We start from the raw sequence: 16,414 nt of genomic DNA, 5'->3' as shown, positions 1-16,414 counted from the left end.
AAAAAAAGCCTATCTGCCGCAACGTTTTCTCGGGGAGGCCGTGTATGCCTGATTTGGTCCTGGACGGCCGCACCCTACGGGTCGCCGAAGGTACGACTGTCGCCGCAGCATTAGCCTTGGCCAGCGACGGTTGCAGTCGCACTTCGGTCAGCGGTCAGCGGCGCGCACCGCTGTGCGGCATGGGCATCTGCCAGGAATGCCGGGTGACCATCGACGGACGCCGCCGACTGGCCTGCCAGACGCTGTGTCATGACGGCATGCAGGTGCGGACACGACCATGAACGAATTCGCCGATTTGCTGATCATCGGTGCCGGCCCCGCCGGTATGAGCGCCGCCCTCGCCGCCGCACCCAGTGGCGCCCGCATTATCGTGCTCGACGACAACCCGTTGCCGGGAGGCCAGATCTGGCGCGACGGGCCTCAGGCCAGCCTGCCGAATCAGGCACGGCAGATGCGCGAGCGCCTGCACGCCAACAGCAATATTCGACACTACAGCGGCACTCGTGTGATCGCCTGTTCCGCCCCCAAACAATTACTGGTGGAAGACGCCGATCACGGATGGCTGATCGGCTACGACAAACTGATTCTGTGCACCGGCGCCCGTGAGTTGCTGCTGCCCTTCCCCGGCTGGACATTGCCGGGTGTGACGGGGGCCGGAGGACTCCAGGCATTGATCAAGGGCGGCCTGCCGGTGCAGGACGAACGCGTGGTGATCGCCGGCAGCGGACCGTTGTTGCTGGCCAGTGCGGCCACCGCGAAACACAACGGCGCCAACGTGCTGAGCATTGCCGAGCAAGCCTCCTCGGTTGCGGTCGCCGGGTTCGCCCTGCAACTGCCGCGCTGGCCGGGCAAGCTTGTGCAATCCTTCAGCCTGTTTGATCGTCATTACCGCACCGGCTCCCACGTCGTGGCAGCCTTGGGTAATGAACGGCTGGAAGGTGTGCGTCTGCGGCAACAGGGCAAAATCGTCGAACTGGCCTGTGATCGCCTGGCCTGTGGTTTCGGCCTGATTCCCAATATTCAACTCGGTCAGGCGCTGGGTTGCGCACTCGACGGCACGGCGCTCGCGGTCGATGCCTGGCAAGCCACGAGCCTTGCCGATCACTACGCCGCAGGTGAATGCACCGGTTTCGGTGGCAGTGAACTGGCGTTGGTCGAAGGTGCCATTGCCGGGCATGCCGCCGTCGGTAACACCGCAGCGGCACGCCAATTGTGGCCACGTCGGACGCGTTGGCAGGGTTTCGCCAAGGCGTTGAACAACGCGTTCAGCCTCAACCCGCACCTCAAGTCACTGGCGCAGGCCGACACGCTGGTCTGTCGCTGCGAAGACGTGCCCTACGCGGCACTGGCCGGGCACGTTGACTGGCGCGGGGCAAAACTGGCCAGTCGTTGTGGCATGGGCGCCTGTCAGGGGCGAGTGTGTGGCGGCGCCTTGCAGTATCTGTTCGACTGGCAACCCTCGGCCCCGCGACCGCCGTTCAGCCCGGCACGTATCGAAACCCTGATGTGCCTGGACGACACCCCGCCCGCGTAAACGCTCGCTCCGGGGTTTCGGGGGCACTGCCGAGTCTTTATGATCCCGGTAGTTGCCACCAGGCCCCCAGCGCTATGTTCCCCTCACTCAATCAGTTCAAACCCTGCGATTTGCCCACGCTGCTGAGCAGTCTGCAGCCCATCGCGACGCTGCTCGACACCCTGGCGGACGTGGTGTTCTTCATTAAGGACAGCGAGGCGCGCTATGTCTTCGTCAACCAGACCCTGGCTCGACGGTGTGGTTTCAAGCACAGCGGGCAACTGCTCGGGCTGACGGCAGACCAGGTCTTCCCGGCACGATTTGGCCCGCTGTACACCGAGCAGGATCGGCGCGTGCTGTCCACCGGCCGTGAACTGGCGGATCAACTGGAACTGCACCTGTATTTCGGCAACCAGCCAGTCTGGTGCCTGACCCACAAACTCGCCCTGCATGACGAACAAGGGCGGATCGTCGGCCTCGCCGGCATTTCCCGCGACCTGCAACTGCCCCAGTCCAACCATCCGGCGTTCCAGAAACTGGCAGCGGTGGACGCACACATCCGCCGACATTTCGCCCGACCGATCAGCCTGGCCGAACTGACGGCCATCGCCGGTTTCTCTGTGGCGCAACTGGAACGCCATTGCAAACGGGTGTTCCAGCTCACGCCACGGCAGATGATCCACAAGTCCCGCCTGGAGGAAGGCTCGCGCCTGTTACTCGACACCGACCTGCCGATCACCGAAATCGCCCTGCGCTGCGGCTACACCGACCACAGTGCGTTCAGCCGCCAATTCCGCGCCCTCACCAGTCTTTCGCCCAGCCAGTACCGCGATAGCCGTCGTTAAAATGTTCCTTTAAGGGGCGCTGCGCACCCTACGTGCTCCCTTCCGTAACACCTCCTCGACCGACACCGTCGTAGCGTTGCCCCGCTCGCTTGCGCTGAGCCGCCCTGCGTCAAGGGTGGGCAAAAATTCGGCGGCAAAAGCAAAAACGGCACGGCCATTGCTATTGTTAATATCGTATACGAAATCCCCAATACGATATTCAACAGCACTTCCACAGAACGAGGCCTCTATGAAAAACCCCGCATTTGCCGTAGCCCTCAGCGCTGTTCTCAGTACCTCCTTCATTGCCACCGCGCAGGCTGACAAGCTCGACGACATTATCGGTTCCGGCAAGCTGCGCTGCGCCGTGACCCTGGACTTCCCGCCCATGGGTTTCCGCGATGCCAGCAACGCTCCTGCCGGTTTCGACGTGGACTATTGCAACGACCTGGCGAAGATCCTCGGGGTCGAGGCCGAAGTGGTGGAAACGCCGTTCCCGGACCGCATTCCGGCGCTGATCTCCGGACGGGCCGACGTGATCGTCGCCTCGACTTCCGACACCCTCGAACGGGCCAAGACCGTTGGCCTGACCGTGCCGTACTTCGCCTTCCAGATGGTCGTGCTGACCCGCGACAACACCGGCATCAACAGCTTCAACGACATCAAGGGCAAAGCGCTGGGCAACACCAGCGGCACTTTTGAGGCCATCGCGCTGGAGGGCGATGTGAAGAAATGGGGCAGCGGCACCTTCCGCGCCTACCAGTCACAAAACGACACGCTGCTGGCGGTGGCCCAGGGCCACATCGACGCCACGGTGGTGACCAATACCGTCGCCGCCGCGACGATCAAGTCGGGTAAATACAAAAACCTGAAAATCGCCGGCAACGCGCCTTACACCATCGACTACGTGTCACTCGGTGCCAAGCGCAATGAGTACGGCCTGCTCAACTACCTCAACCTGTTCGTCAACCAGCAGGTGCGCAGCGGTCGCTACAACGAGTTGTTCACCAAATGGGTCGGCACTGAAATCCCGCCGACTGACCTGACCGTGCCAAAGGTCTACTACTAAGGTGTCCGGCATGCCTGGGTCCACTGCTCTCATCGGTCGTAACCTGGTCCCGGGCTCCGCCCAGGGCGCGCTGCTGTTTGCCGATGTCGGGCTGAGCTTCTGGGGCGGCGTCGACCCTTGTACGGGTGAAGTCATCGACCGTCACCATCCGCTCAGCGGCGAACATCTGCACGATCGTGTTCTGGCCATTCCCAGTGGTCGCGGTTCGTGTACCGGCAGCAGCGTGCTGATGGAGTTGATCAGCAACGGTCATGCGCCGGCCGCTTTGGTCCTGGCCGAAGCCGATGAGATCCTGACCTTGGGCGTGCTGGTGGCACAGACCATTTTCGAGCGTTCCCTACCGGTGCTGTGCATCGGCCGGGAGGCCTTCGCGACCTTGCGCGGCAAAGCCTTCGCCCGAGTCGAAGGCGCCTCGCTGACGATGTTCGATCACGTGCCCATCGATGGCTGGCAGCCAACCGAAACACTGATGCAAACAGGCGAAACCAACGAGTCGATTGAACTCACCGGGTTCGACCGTTCGCTGCTCGACGGCGAGCATGGCAAAGCCGCGCAGATGGCCATGCAGATTGTCCTGCGCATGGCCGAATTGCAAGGCGCCCACCAACTGGTGGACATCTCTCAGGCCCACATCGACGGTTGTATCTACACGGGACCGGCGAGCCTGCGCTTTGCCGAACAACTGGTGCACTGGGGCGCAAAGGTTCGCGTGCCCACCACCCTCAATTCAATTTCCGTGGACCAGCGCCGCTGGCGAGAGTTGGGCATCGACCCGTTGCTCGGCGAACCGGCCAGTGCCTTGGGCGATGCCTACATGGCGATGGGTGCGCAGCTCAGTTTCACCTGTGCCCCCTACTTGCTCGACACCGCACCGAAGGCCGGCGAGCAGATCGTCTGGGCCGAATCCAACGCGGTGGTCTACGCCAACAGCGTGCTCGGTGCGCGCACGTTGAAGTACCCGGATTACCTGGATATCTGCATCGCCCTGACCGGCCGCGCGCCCCTGATCGGTTGTCATCTGGAGGCGCCACGCAAAGCCCGCCTGCGCGTTGAATTACCGGAACTGGGCGAACTCGACGATGCGTTTTACCCCTTGCTCGGCTACCACATCGGTGCCCTCGCGGGCAGCCGGATCCCGCTGGTGTTCGGGCTGGAACAGTACCAGCCAGACCTCGACGATCTGAAAGCCTTCGGCGCAGCGTTCGCCACCACGTCGGCCGCGCCGTTGTTTCATATCGCCGGGGTCACACCGGAAGCACTCGACCCTGCACAACCAATGGAAGCCGGCGTCCCGATACCTGTGGAAACAATCCGCCTGGCGGACCTGCTGGGCAGTTGGCGCGAGCTCAACAGTGCCCGTGACAACCACGTGGAGGTGGTCTCGCTGGGTAACCCGCACTTCTCGCTCAGCGAGTTCGCCCGACTCGCACGGCTGTGTCGCGGCCGGCACAAACACCCCGAGGTGGTGCTCGCCATCACGTGCGGTCGTGCGGTGCTGGAACAGGCGCGTGACGCTGGACACATCGGCGTCATTGAAGCCTTCGGCGCCACCCTGGTGACGGACACCTGCTGGTGCATGCTCGGCGAGCCGGTGATCCCGCCAGCCGCCACAACCTTAATGACCAACTCGGGCAAATACGCCCATTACGCACCCGGTCTGGTGGGGCGAAAAGTGCACTTCGCCAGCCTCGCCGAGTGCGTTGAATCCGCTTGCACTGCCAGCGCCAGCGGGCGATTGCCGAGCTGGTTGCAACCTGCCTTGCTGATGGAGAGCCTTGCGCATGTTTGATTACACCTTCCAATGGCGCGCCACCCTGCGCGCCTTGCCGGACATGCTCGCCGGCGCCTGGGTCACGTTCGAGACCGCCGCGCTGTCGATGATTTTCGGCGTACTGATCGCCCTGGCCCTGACAGTCATGCGTGAAACCAGACACCCGCTGCTGCGCGGTATCGGCAACGGCTGGGTGTCGATTGCCCGTAATACCCCGTCGCTGTTCCAGATCTACATCCTGTACTTCGGCCTCGGCTCAATGGGCCTGCACGTCAGCTCCTGGCTCGCGCTGTTGGCCGGGATCACCTTCAACAATGCCGGCTATCTCGCGGAAAACTTTCGCGGCGGGCTCAAGGCGGTGCCCGGCACGCAGGTGCGGGCTGCGCGCTCGCTGGGCATGAGTGCCTTCCAGGCCTACCGGATGATCATCGTCCCGCAACTGTTGCGGATCGTGTTCTACCCGTTGAGCAACCAGATGGTCTGGGCGGTGTTGATGACGTCGCTGGGGGTGATTGTCGGGCTCAACAACGACCTCACCGGCGTGACCCAGGACTACAACGTCAAAACGTTCCGCACCTTCGAATATTTCACCATCGCCGCGGTGCTGTATTACCTGATTGCCAAGGCGATCGTCGCGACGGCCCGGCTGATGGCCTGGCGGCTGTTCCGTTACTGAGGACGTGACTATGTTTTCCACCGGTTTTTCCTGGAACGACCTGCTGTTCCTGCTTAACGGCGCCTGGATCACGCTGCAACTGACTTGCTGGGCGATCCTGCTCGGCACATTCGCCGGGCTGGTGTTCGGCCTGCTGCGTGCGCTGTTGCCACGGGCCAGCCTGCCACTGGCGTGGGTGCTGGACGTGTTTCGCAGCGTGCCGCTGCTGATCCAGTTCGTGCTGTTCAACTCGCTCAAGAGCATCGTCGGCCTGAACATCAGTGCTTTCAGCGTGGGCTGCATCGTGCTCGGGGTTTACGCCGCCGCGTACTTCACCGAGATCGTGCGCGGCGGCGTGCTGTCGGTACCGCTGACCCTGCGCCGGGCCAGCCGTTCGCTGGGCCTGAGTTTCTTCCAGGACCTGCGCTGGATCGTTCTGCCGATGGCCTCGCGGGTGGCCTTCCCCGGCTGGCTGAACCTGGTGCTGGGGGTGATGAAAGACACCGCGCTGGTGATGTGGATCGGCATCGTCGAACTGCTGCGCGCCTCGCAAACCATCGTGACCCGCATTCAGGAACCGCTGCTGGTGCTGTGCATCGCGGGCCTTATCTACTACGTCATGAGCCTGGTGGTCGCACGCCTCGGCGCTCGTCTGGAAAGAAGGTGGCAAGAAAATGATTGAGATCGACAACGTACACAAATCCTTCGGCGACCTTGATGTGGTCAAGGGTGTCAGCCTGACCGTGAACAAGGGCGAAGTGGTGTCCATCATCGGCGGCTCCGGCTCGGGAAAATCGACCCTGCTGATGTGCATCAATGGCCTGGAACCGATCCAGAAAGGCAACATCCGCGTGGATGGCGTCGAGGTGCATCACCGCGCAACCGACCTCAATCACCTGCGGCAGAAGATCGGCATCGTGTTCCAGCAATGGAATGCCTTCCCGCACCTGACCGTGCTGGAAAACGTGATGCTCGCGCCGCGCAAGGTCCTGGGCAAAAGCAAGGCCGAAGCCGAGGCGCTGGCCGTGCAGCTACTGACTCACGTCGGCCTGGGCGACAAGCTCAAGGTGTTCCCCGGCAAGCTTTCGGGCGGCCAGCAACAACGCATGGCCATTGCCCGCGCCCTGGCCATGTCACCGGACTACATGCTGTTCGACGAAGCCACCTCGGCCCTCGATCCACAGCTGGTCGGCGAAGTGCTGGACACCATGCGCATGCTCGCCGAAGACGGCATGACCATGGTGCTGGTGACGCACGAGATCCGCTTCGCCCGTGACGTGTCCGACCGCGTGGCGTTCTTTCGCAACGGCCTGGTGCATGAGATCGGCTCGCCGGATCAGGTGATTGGTAATCCGGTGCATGCCGAGACCGCGGCGTTTCTCAAATCGGTGAAATAACCATCGGCCCCATCGCGAGCAGGCTCACTCCTACACTGGATCTCTGCCACACAGAAAATCCCCTGTAGGAGTGAGCCTGCTCGCGATGAGGCCTGCATAGACAACAAAAGGAGCAAACCATGCGCTCATCGAAAGTGATTCATGTAGTCAGCTGCCACGCCGAAGGCGAAGTCGGCGACGTGATTGTCGGCGGCGTCGCACCACCGCCCGGTGCCACAGTCTGGGAACAATCACGCTGGATCGCCAGGGATGAAACCCTGCGCAACTTCGTGCTCAACGAGCCGCGTGGCGGGGTGTTCCGCCACGTCAACCTGCTGGTGCCGGCCAAGGACCCGCGGGCGCACATGGCCTGGATCATCATGGAACCGGCGGATACCCCGCCTATGTCCGGCTCCAATTCCCTGTGCGTGGCCACCGTTTTGCTCGACACCGGTATCGTGCCAATGACCGAACCGCAAACCCGGCTGGTGCTCGAAGCCCCCGGCGGCCTGATCGAGGCCGTGGCCGATTGCCGTGACGGCAAGGTCGAACGGGTGGAAATCAAAAACGTGCCGTCCTTCGCCGATCGCCTCGACGCGTGGATCGAAGTGGAAGGTGTCGGCTCCCTCAAGGTCGATACCGCCTATGGCGGTGACAGCTTTGTGATCGCCGATGCCAGGGAACTGGGTTTTTCAATCCGCCCCGATGAAGCCGCTGATCTGGTGGCGGTCGGGCTGAAAATCACCCGTGCCGCCAACGAGCAATTGGGCTTTGTGCATCCGTTGAACCCTGAGTGGTCGCACATTTCTTTTTGCCAGATCGCCGCGCCCGTCGTCCACGAGAACGGCATCGCCACCGGCGCCAACGCGGTGGTGATTCAACCGGGCAAGATCGACCGCTCGCCGACCGGCACGGGTTGCTCGGCGCGCATGGCGGTGTTGCACGCCAAGGGTTTGATGCGCGTCGGCGAGCGCTTTATCGGTCGCTCGATCATCGGCTCCGAATTCCACTGCCGGATTGACTCACTGACCGAAGTGGCCGGACGCCCCGCTATCTACCCTTGCATTTCCGGCCGGGCCTGGATTACCGGCACCCATCAATTGCTGCTCGATCCGAACGATCCGTGGCCACAAGGCTATCGACTGTCAGACACCTGGCCCGGTGCCTGAACACTCTGAAGCACTGACCACCCCGACCGACGGCTGACAAAAACCCCACAAACCTGAAAAAAGCACTAGCCGAATTTTTTCATTTTAAATATCGTATACGAAATACAATAAACAACCCGGAGGCAACAATGAGCAAGCGAATTAACTGGAGTGGCGTCTTCCCCGCGGTGACCACTCAATTCAACGATGACTTCTCGATCAACCTGGATAAAACCCATCAGGTGATTTCCAACGTGATCCGCGACGGCGTGTCGGGCCTGGTGGTTTGCGGCTCGGTCGGCGAGAACACTTCGCTGACTGCTGAAGAAAAAATCGCCGTGACCGAAGTCGCGGTCGATGCCTCGCGCGGCCGTGTGCCAGTGATTTGCGGTGTGGCCGAATTCACCAGTGTGCAAGCGGCCAAGGTCGCCAACGCCGTGCGCAAGGTCGGTGTCGATGGCGTGATGCTGATGCCGGCGCTGGTCTACGGTTCCAAGCCGTTCGAAACGGCCGAGCATTACCGCTACGTGGCGAAAAACGCCGACGTGCCGTTGATGGTCTACAACAACCCGCCGATCTACAAAAACGACGTGACCCCGGACATCCTGATTGCCCTGGCCGACTGCGACAACGTGGTGTGCTTCAAGGATTCCTCTGGCGACACCCGCCGCTTCATCGACATTCGCAACGAAGTGGGTGACCGTTTTGTGCTGTTCGCCGGCCTCGACGATGTGGTGCTGGAAAGCCTCGCCGTGGGTGCTGAAGGCTGGGTGTCGGGCATGTCCAACGTGTTCCCGAAAGAAGGCGAAACCATCTTCCGCCTGGCCAAGGCCGGACGTTATGCCGAAGCCATGCCGATCTACGAATGGCTGATGCCGATCCTGCACCTCGACGCCCGCGCCGACCTGGTGCAGTGCATCAAGCTGTGCGAAGCCATCGCCGGTCGCGGCAGTGCGCTGACCCGTCCGCCACGCCTGGCCCTGCCGGAAGAAGATCGGGTCTTCGTCGAGCAGATCATGGCCAAGGCCCTGGCCAACCGTCCGCACTTGCCGGACGTCGGTCTCTGAGTGATTGCCGGGCGGGGCTTTGCGGCCCCGGCCCGGCTACCTGTTTTTGCGCCCCTACAGGAAACGCCAGCATGCCCAACGCTCAACACGTTCACCGCGCAACCACACCCTCGGGACTCAAGCGCGTCGTGGCCGCCGCCATGGCCGGCACAGTCGCCGAATGGTATGAGTTCTTCCTTTATGGCACCGCGTCGGCACTGGTCTTCGGCCAGTTGTTCTTCCGCCAGACCGACAGTCCCATCGACGGCATCATCGCCGCTTTCGCCCTATACGCCGTGGGCTTTCTTGCCCGTCCGTTGGGTGGCCTGGTGTTCGGTCACTACGGCGACAAGTACGGCCGCAAGCGCCTGCTGCAACTGAGCCTGGTGGTGGTCGGTATCACCACCTTCTTGATGGGTTGCCTGCCCGGTTTCAACCAGATCGGCTATGCCGCACCGGTGTTGCTGGTGCTGCTGCGGCTGATCCAGGGTTTCGCGTTTGGCGGTGAATGGGGCGGCGCGATTCTGCTGGTGTCCGAGCATTGCCCGGACAATCGCCGAGGTTTCTGGGCCAGTTGGCCGCAAGCCGGTGTGCCGGCCGGCAACCTGGTGGCGACGGTTGCGCTGTTGCTGTTGTCGTCGAATCTGTCGGAGGAGCAATTCCTCGCCTGGGGCTGGCGCGTGGCGTTCTGGTTCTCGGCCTTCGTGGTACTGATCGGCTACTGGATTCGCACCAGCGTCGATGACGCGCCGATTTTCAAGGAAGCCCAGGCCCGTCAGGCGCAGACAAAGCAACAGCAACTGGGCGTGGTCGAAGTGCTGCGTCACCACTGGCGCTCGGTACTGGTCGGTATTGGCGCGCGGTTTGCCGAAAACATCCTCTACTACACCGTCGTGACGTTCTCGATTACCTATCTGAAACTGGTGGTGCACAAGGACACGTCCGAGATTCTGCTGCTGATGTTCGGCGCGCACCTGCTGCACTTCTTCATGATTCCGTTGATGGGTTATCTGTCTGACCTGGTCGGGCGCAAACCGGTGTACCTGACCGGCGCGATCCTCACGGCGTTCTGGGGTTTCATCGGCTTCCCGATGATGGACACCGGCAACAACTGGCTGATCATGGCCGCCATCACCCTGGGCCTGGCCATCGAGTCGATGACCTACGCGCCCTACTCGGCGCTGATGGCGGAAATGTTCCCGACCCACGTGCGCTACACCGCGTTGTCCCTGTGCTACCAGGTGGCGCCGATCTTCGCCGGCTCCCTCGCTCCGTTGATTGCGATCACCTTGCTCAACAAGTACCACAGCTCGACACCGATCGCGTTTTACCTGGTCGGCGCGTCGCTGATCTCCATCATCGCGGTCGGCCTGACCCGTGAGACGCGTGGCAAGTCGTTGCACCTGGTGGACAGCGAATCTGCCGCGCGAATCGCCGCCCTCCACGATGCCGAACCGGTGGCCGCACGCCGCAGCGATTCCTTGGCCTGACACGGCCCCTTGTAGGAGCCAGCTTGCTGGCGATTGCGGTGTGTCAGACGGCATCAATGCTGATTGATACACCGCCATCGCCAGCAAGCTGGCTCCTACAGGACCTCACCATCCCAAACGGAGCTTTTCATGCCCCAGATCATCGGCCACAACTACATCGGCGGTACGCGCAGTGCCGCTGGCAAGATCACCGTGCGCAGCCACGATGCCACTACCGGTGAAGCGCTGCCCTACGCGTTCATGCAGGCCACCAACGAAGAAGTCGACGCCGCCGCCCAGGCCGCCGCAGCCGCCTACCCGACCTTTCGCACGTTGTCGGCTAGCCGCCGCGCTGAGTTTCTCGAAGCCATCGCCACGCAACTGGAGGCACTGGACGATGATTTCATCGCTCTGGTGACCCGCGAGACGGCGCTGCCGAACGGACGCATTCTGGGTGAGCGCACGCGTACCAGCAGCCAGATGCGCCTGTTTGCGCAAGTCCTGCGCCGTGGCGATTTTTATGCGGCACGCATCGACCGGGCCCTGCCCGAGCGTCAGCCACTACCACGAGCTGATTTGCGCCAATACCGGATCGGCGTCGGCCCGGTCGCGGTGTTCGGTGCGAGCAATTTCCCGCTGGCATTCTCAACCGCCGGTGGCGATACCGCTGCCGCCCTGGCCGCCGGTTGTCCGGTGGTGTTCAAGGCCCACAGCGGGCATATGGCGACTGCCGAACTCGTGGCCGACGCGATCATCCGTGCCGCCGAGCAGACTGACATGCCCAAGGGTGTGTTCAACATGATCTACGGTTCTGGCGTGGGCGAAACCCTGGTCAAACATCCGGCGATTCAGGCTGTCGGTTTCACGGGGTCACTCAAGGGTGGCCGCGCGCTGTGCGACATGGCCGCGGCACGAGCGCAACCGATTCCCGTGTTCGCCGAAATGAGCAGCATCAATCCAGTGCTGGTATTGCCCGAAGCACTGCAAGTGCGGGGCGAGAAAATTGCCAGCGAACTCGCCGCCTCCGTGGTGCTCGGCTGCGGCCAATTCTGCACAAACCCGGGACTGGTGATCGGTATCCGCTCGCCAGCGTTCAGCGCCTTCACCCAATCGCTGAGCGCCGTGATGGCGGGGCAACCGGGGCAGACCATGCTCAACTTCGGCACGCTCGACAGCTACGCCAACGGTGTACAGGCGTTGCACGCGCACCCGAACATCACTCACCTGGCCGGTCGCGATCAACAGGGCACACAGGCGCAGCCGCAACTGTTCAAGGCTGACGTGAGTCTGTTGTTCGATGGCGACCCGTTGTTGCAAGAAGAAGTGTTCGGTCCGGCGACAGTGTTGGTGGAAGTGACCGACAAAGCCGAACTGCAACGGGCACTTCAACACTTGCACGGGCAACTCACGGCCACGCTGATTGCTGAAGCCGGCGACCTGCAAAATCACCCTGAGCTGTTACCGCTGCTGGAGCAAAAAGTCGGCCGGGTGTTGTTCAACGGTTACCCGACCGGCGTCGAAGTCTGCGATGCGATGGTGCATGGCGGGCCTTATCCGGCCACCTCAGATGCGCGCGGCACCTCGGTCGGCAGCCTGGCCATCGAGCGTTTCCTGCGCCCTGTGTGCTATCAGAACTGTCCCGACGCGCTTCTGCCCGACCCGCTGAAAAATGCCAACCCGCTGGGCATCGCTCGTCTGGTCGATGGCAGCAGTCAACGCGCGCCCCTGTAAAAAAAAAAGCCACCGGTTTACCGGTGGCGCACACTCTCACTCATCCCAGCAGCGCTTTCAGATCGTTGTACAACGCCTCGGGAATCTCGACGCCCTCCACCAGGCTACGCGCTCGCGCCTCATAGCGCCGTTGCGAGGGCAACCGTGCGCCCTGCCCTTCAATACTCTCAAACAAGACCTCGGCACGGGCCAGATGCTGTTCGGTGGCTTCACCGAGAAAACGTCGTGGATCAAGGGCAATGATCAACTCGCCGTGGTACGGCGACGACTTGCTGCCGGCGTCGTAAGCCAGTGACTCGGCACTGGTCAGATCACCAATCAGCGGTCCGGCGATCAGCTCCACCATGGCCGCCAGCGCCGAGCCTTTATGCCCACCGAACGTCAGCATCGCGCCCGCATCGAGCACCACGTTGGCATCGGTGCTTGGCTGACCCTGCGCGTCCACACCCCAACCCTCGGGAAGCGCTTTGCCGGCGCGCCGGTGCAACTCGATATCGCCACGGGCAATCGCGCTGGTGGCGAAGTCGAACACAAACGGATCCTTGCCCGAGCGTGGCCAGCCGAACGCAATGGGATTGGTGCCAAACACCGGCTGGCTGCCGCCCGCTGGCGCCACCCAGGCATGACTGGGATTGCAGGCCAATGCCACGAGGCCGGCCGCCGTCAGTTGCTCGATCTCAACCCACAGCGCAGAGAAATGCACGCAGCGATTGATTGCCAACGCAGCGATACCGTTTGCCCGGGCTTTCTGCGCCAACAACGGCAGCCCCGCCTGGAACGCCAATTGTGAAAAACCACCCGCCGCGTCCACGCGCACGATCGAAGGCGCTTGATCGATGACCTGCGGCTCGGCATCGGCCGCCACTTTGCCTGCCCTGAGTGAATTGACGCAGCCCAGGATCCGATACAAACCATGGGAGGCGCAGCCATCGCGCTCGCCGGCAATCACTGTGGCTGTCACCGCCTGAGCGTGGGCAAGGTTGAAACCGTTGTGCAGCAAGATCGATTCGGCCAGCTCGCGAGCTTCGGCCAGGGACAGACGGATCATAATCATCTCCTTGAACAGACCGTCCAGCCTGACCCGTTCCAGCCGTCACGGCTTGATCGCTTTAGGTCGACGCCATGACGAATTCGGCACATATCGATCATTGCGATGCGTCTTTGCATTGGCTCGGCATCGTCGGCCATCATTCGCTGCAAAACCGCAAAAAAATCAAAAAAACCGCCCCTCAACGCGTTGTTTTACCGTAGCCTCGTCCCCCATCCGAACGCCAATCATGAACCCTGCACACGGCCACTAACTGTTTTCCCATGCGCAAACTTCTGTACCTGACTTTCTCCATGGCATTGATTGCCGCCTTGACGACCTACGCCATGTGGGCCGCGGATCGTCCGGCGGGTCATTACCTGTCGGACTTGCGCATCGATCTCGCCATCGATCAGGGAACGCCTGCCGATCGTGGCAACCTGCTGGGCATCCAGCCCGAACTGTTTCCCACCGACTACCAAAGCACCGAACGCTTGCACCGCAAACTCGCGGCCTATTTGCAGAAAGCCCAGGAACAGGGGCTGCTGAATGAAAAAACCATCGTGGTGCTGCCCGAACATGTCGGCACCTGGCTGATGGTCAGCGGCGAGAAAGACGAGTTGTATCAAGCCACCACGCTCAAGGAGGCCATGAACTGGCTGGCGGTGAGCAACCCGTTGAAGTTCATCCGCGCGCTGATCGGCGCCAAGGGTGACAACCGCCTCGACGATGCGCATCTGCGCATGAAAGCCAAGAGCATGGCCAAGGATTACCAGGCCCTGTTTGGTGGGCTGGCAAAGGAATTTCACGTGACGCTCGTGGCGGGCTCCATCGTGCTACCCGAACCGAGCATCATCGACGGCACCCTGAAAATCGGCCGCGGTGCGCTGTACAACAGCAGCGTGGTGTTCGGCCGCGACGGGCTGCCGATTGGCCAGCCACAGCGCCAGATGTACCCAATCAACGATGAAAGCGATGTGATCCAGGCGAATGGCGAACACACGCTCAACGTCGTCGACACCCCGGCCGGACGCCTGGGCGTATTGATCGGCAGCGACAGCTGGTACCCGGAAAACTACCGCCAACTCGACGATCAGGGCGCGCAGCTGGTCGCGGTCCCGGCGTTCGTCATCGGTCGCGGCGCCTGGGACAAGCCATGGCGCGGCTACAAGGGTTTATCGGCGCCCGATTCCGTCAGCCTCAACGCTGGCGAACTGAGCGAGGGTCAAGCCTGGCACCGCCTGACGCTGACCGCTCAACCGCCCGCCAGCCAGGCCATCGCCGGCATGAGCGTGTTCCTGCGCGGGCAGTTCTGGGATCAGGGCAGCGCCGGGCAAAGTTTTCTCAGCAGCAACGGACAGCATTTCGCCGGTGGAAACTTCCGTGGCGCGCGTTTGCTGAACCTTTGGTTGTAAACCATGAAACCGTTGCCGATGCGTCTGGGCGATCTGTCGGTGGGCTTTGTTCACAGCCTGGCCGACGCGGTGCGCAGTCACGGCATCGATCCTCAGCCCCTGCTCGACCAGTACGGCCTGGACCCCGCCCGACTTGGCGAAGCCTGCGCCCGGCTGTCGATCCCGCGCTACATGCGCCTAGGCCACGGCGCCATCCAACTGACCGCCGACCCGGCACTGGGTTTACGCATGGGCCAGCTCAGCCGCCTGAGCCAGGCCGGCCTCGCCGGGGTTACCGCCGCGCAGGCACCGACCGTACGCGAAGCGGCACGTTGCCTGATTCGCTTCGAAGCCTTGTACGGCTCCAACTATCGCGGTCAATCGAGTTTCCACGAAGATGCCCAAGGCGCGTGGCTGCGGTTCTATTCCATCAGCCCTTACAACGCCTATAACCGCTTCGTGGTGGATTCGATCATCGCCGGCTGGTTGCAACAATTGTCCAGCGTCAGCCCTATTCCCCTGAACGCTGAGCGCATCGAGATCGAGTTCGACGAGCCGGATTACCGGGACGCTTATGCGGTGCTGGGCGATTGCCCGATCCAGTTTGGCGCCGAGCAGAACCAACTGCGTCTGGGTCTGGCCAGCCTCGCTCAGCGCAACCCGCTGCACTGCCCGAGTACGTGGCGACACCTGCTGCAATTGTGTGAACGGGAACTGGAACAACTGACACGCACCCGCAGCCTGCGTGAACGCATCATTCAGTTACTGGGGCCGTTGCTCAGTGGTGGCCGGGAACCCGACCTGGAAGAAGTGGCGGCACGCCTGAAGCTGCCTACCTGGACCTTGCGCCGCAAACTCACCGAGGAAGGCACGCAGTTTCGTGCAATTCTCAACGACACTCGTCGCGACCTGGCCATGACCTACATTCGTGACACCGAACTGGCGTTCGGTGAAATCGCCTACCTGCTGGGCTTTGCCTCAGCCGAAGCGTTTCAACGTGCTTTCAAACGCTGGAGCGGTCAGACACCCGGCGAATTTCGCCGCAGTCACCGCCAGTCGGCCTGACGCTTACAGCTCGGTAGCGTCTTCGGCCGGTTCCAGCGGGTCCAGTTCAAAGGCCTGGAACTCGAGCAGCTCTTCTTGATAATCGTCCATTTTGAATCCCCCATCGCTCATTGAAAAAACGCTTGAATAAATGACCTGCACCTTGAGCATAAAGTGCCCGCGTGAAAGAAAAATGACGCAGGCACGACGCTCCGTCGCTACTGAATAAAACGTAGCAGGTGGTCAGGAATTTATCACAGGATTTTTCGATACAGGCCGTCGGAATGTGGCCTGGGTTGACGCGGATCAAACTTGAACACGATTCCGGGATCGACAGGCGGCGAGCC

At 62.1% G+C, this 16,414-nt stretch carries 15 protein-coding genes; 14 read left to right on the top strand and 1 reads right to left on the bottom strand.

The features are described from left to right. Window positions 1–44 precede the first annotated feature (44 nt). The 12 genes from PMI32_RS26790 (at window position 45) to PMI32_RS26845 (ending at window position 12,602) form a co-directional block, all read left to right on the top strand. On the top strand, window positions 45–281 hold the full coding sequence (locus PMI32_RS26790) for a 2Fe-2S iron-sulfur cluster-binding protein (protein ID WP_008024651.1): 237 nt from the start codon (window positions 45–47) through the stop codon (window positions 279–281). Next, window positions 278–1,534 carry an NAD(P)/FAD-dependent oxidoreductase gene (locus tag PMI32_RS26795; RefSeq protein ID WP_008024650.1) on the top strand — a complete coding sequence of 419 codons (1,257 nt, stop codon included), beginning with the start codon at window positions 278–280 and terminating at the stop codon, window positions 1,532–1,534. The genes PMI32_RS26790 and PMI32_RS26795 overlap by 4 nt, the downstream gene beginning before the upstream one ends. 74 nt (window positions 1,535–1,608) lie before the next feature. After that, a complete protein-coding gene (locus PMI32_RS26800; protein ID WP_008024649.1) occupies window positions 1,609–2,358 on the top strand; it encodes an AraC family transcriptional regulator in 750 nt (249 codons plus the stop codon). 229 nt (window positions 2,359–2,587) lie between these two features. Further along, on the top strand, window positions 2,588–3,406 hold the full coding sequence (locus PMI32_RS26805) for an ABC transporter substrate-binding protein (RefSeq protein WP_008024648.1): 819 nt from the start codon (window positions 2,588–2,590) through the stop codon (window positions 3,404–3,406). A gap of 10 nt (window positions 3,407–3,416) precedes the next feature. Continuing rightward, the gene (lhpI, locus tag PMI32_RS26810; protein ID WP_008024647.1) at window positions 3,417–5,195 is read left to right on the top strand and encodes a cis-3-hydroxy-L-proline dehydratase; all 1,779 of its coding nucleotides are present in this window, start codon (window positions 3,417–3,419) and stop codon (window positions 5,193–5,195) included. After that, window positions 5,188–5,853, top strand: a complete 666-nt coding sequence (locus PMI32_RS26815; RefSeq protein WP_008024646.1) for an amino acid ABC transporter permease — start codon at window positions 5,188–5,190, stop codon at window positions 5,851–5,853. Before lhpI ends, PMI32_RS26815 begins: the two co-directional genes overlap by 8 nt. 10 nt (window positions 5,854–5,863) lie before the next feature. Continuing rightward, window positions 5,864–6,514 (top strand): amino acid ABC transporter permease, encoded by a 651-nt coding sequence (locus PMI32_RS26820; protein WP_008024645.1) that lies wholly within the window; start codon window positions 5,864–5,866, stop codon window positions 6,512–6,514. Further along, window positions 6,507–7,229 (top strand): amino acid ABC transporter ATP-binding protein, encoded by a 723-nt coding sequence (locus PMI32_RS26825; RefSeq protein WP_008024644.1) that lies wholly within the window; start codon window positions 6,507–6,509, stop codon window positions 7,227–7,229. The genes PMI32_RS26820 and PMI32_RS26825 overlap by 8 nt, the downstream gene beginning before the upstream one ends. Window positions 7,230–7,348: 119 nt before the next feature. Next, entirely contained in the window at window positions 7,349–8,377 is a 1,029-nt protein-coding gene (locus PMI32_RS26830; protein WP_008024643.1) for a trans-3-hydroxy-L-proline dehydratase, read from the top strand. 128 nt (window positions 8,378–8,505) lie between these two features. Further along, window positions 8,506–9,423 carry a dihydrodipicolinate synthase family protein gene (locus tag PMI32_RS26835; protein ID WP_008024642.1) on the top strand — a complete coding sequence of 306 codons (918 nt, stop codon included), beginning with the start codon at window positions 8,506–8,508 and terminating at the stop codon, window positions 9,421–9,423. Window positions 9,424–9,494: 71 nt separating this feature from the next. Next, the gene (gene abaF, locus PMI32_RS26840) at window positions 9,495–10,892 is read left to right on the top strand and encodes a fosfomycin efflux MFS transporter AbaF (RefSeq protein WP_008024641.1); all 1,398 of its coding nucleotides are present in this window, start codon (window positions 9,495–9,497) and stop codon (window positions 10,890–10,892) included. 129 nt (window positions 10,893–11,021) lie between these two features. Then, window positions 11,022–12,602 carry an aldehyde dehydrogenase (NADP(+)) gene (locus PMI32_RS26845; protein WP_008024640.1) on the top strand — a complete coding sequence of 527 codons (1,581 nt, stop codon included), beginning with the start codon at window positions 11,022–11,024 and terminating at the stop codon, window positions 12,600–12,602. Window positions 12,603–12,642: 40 nt separating this feature from the next. Here PMI32_RS26845 and PMI32_RS26850 read toward each other — a convergent pair whose 3' ends face one another. Further along, window positions 12,643–13,650, bottom strand: coding sequence for an Ldh family oxidoreductase (locus tag PMI32_RS26850; protein ID WP_008024639.1), 1,008 nt, complete (start codon window positions 13,648–13,650; stop codon window positions 12,643–12,645). 263 nt (window positions 13,651–13,913) lie between these two features. Here PMI32_RS26850 and PMI32_RS26855 point away from each other — a divergent pair, with 263 nt between their 5' ends. After that, a complete protein-coding gene (locus PMI32_RS26855) occupies window positions 13,914–15,044 on the top strand; it encodes a carbon-nitrogen hydrolase family protein (RefSeq protein ID WP_008024638.1) in 1,131 nt (376 codons plus the stop codon). A gap of 3 nt (window positions 15,045–15,047) precedes the next feature. Further along, on the top strand, window positions 15,048–16,088 hold the full coding sequence (locus PMI32_RS26860) for an AraC family transcriptional regulator (protein ID WP_008024637.1): 1,041 nt from the start codon (window positions 15,048–15,050) through the stop codon (window positions 16,086–16,088). The last annotated feature ends 326 nt before the right edge of the window (window positions 16,089–16,414 follow it).

It is taken from the genome of Pseudomonas sp. GM60, assembly GCF_000282415.1.
Taxonomy (GTDB): Bacteria; Pseudomonadota; Gammaproteobacteria; order Pseudomonadales; family Pseudomonadaceae; genus Aquipseudomonas; species Aquipseudomonas migulae.
Note: the sequence above shows the minus strand (reverse complement) of the source record. Positions and strands in the feature narration are given on the sequence as shown.

Excerpts from the sequence above, each read along its gene's own strand:
- PMI32_RS26790 (WP_008024651.1), top strand. The coding sequence starts at position 45 with ATGCCTGATTTGGTCCTGGACGGCCGCACCCTACGGGTCGCCGAAGGT.
- PMI32_RS26795 (WP_008024650.1), top strand. The coding sequence starts at position 278 with ATGAACGAATTCGCCGATTTGCTGATCATCGGTGCCGGCCCCGCCGGT.
- PMI32_RS26800 (WP_008024649.1), top strand. The coding sequence starts at position 1,609 with ATGTTCCCCTCACTCAATCAGTTCAAACCCTGCGATTTGCCCACGCTG.
- PMI32_RS26805 (WP_008024648.1), top strand. The coding sequence starts at position 2,588 with ATGAAAAACCCCGCATTTGCCGTAGCCCTCAGCGCTGTTCTCAGTACC.
- lhpI (WP_008024647.1), top strand. The coding sequence starts at position 3,417 with ATGCCTGGGTCCACTGCTCTCATCGGTCGTAACCTGGTCCCGGGCTCC.
- PMI32_RS26815 (WP_008024646.1), top strand. The coding sequence starts at position 5,188 with ATGTTTGATTACACCTTCCAATGGCGCGCCACCCTGCGCGCCTTGCCG.
- PMI32_RS26820 (WP_008024645.1), top strand. The coding sequence starts at position 5,864 with ATGTTTTCCACCGGTTTTTCCTGGAACGACCTGCTGTTCCTGCTTAAC.
- PMI32_RS26825 (WP_008024644.1), top strand. The coding sequence starts at position 6,507 with ATGATTGAGATCGACAACGTACACAAATCCTTCGGCGACCTTGATGTG.
- PMI32_RS26830 (WP_008024643.1), top strand. The coding sequence starts at position 7,349 with ATGCGCTCATCGAAAGTGATTCATGTAGTCAGCTGCCACGCCGAAGGC.
- PMI32_RS26835 (WP_008024642.1), top strand. The coding sequence starts at position 8,506 with ATGAGCAAGCGAATTAACTGGAGTGGCGTCTTCCCCGCGGTGACCACT.
- abaF (WP_008024641.1), top strand. The coding sequence starts at position 9,495 with ATGCCCAACGCTCAACACGTTCACCGCGCAACCACACCCTCGGGACTC.
- PMI32_RS26845 (WP_008024640.1), top strand. The coding sequence starts at position 11,022 with ATGCCCCAGATCATCGGCCACAACTACATCGGCGGTACGCGCAGTGCC.
- PMI32_RS26850 (WP_008024639.1), bottom strand. The coding sequence starts at position 13,650 with ATGATCCGTCTGTCCCTGGCCGAAGCTCGCGAGCTGGCCGAATCGATC.
- PMI32_RS26855 (WP_008024638.1), top strand. The coding sequence starts at position 13,914 with ATGCGCAAACTTCTGTACCTGACTTTCTCCATGGCATTGATTGCCGCC.
- PMI32_RS26860 (WP_008024637.1), top strand. The coding sequence starts at position 15,048 with ATGAAACCGTTGCCGATGCGTCTGGGCGATCTGTCGGTGGGCTTTGTT.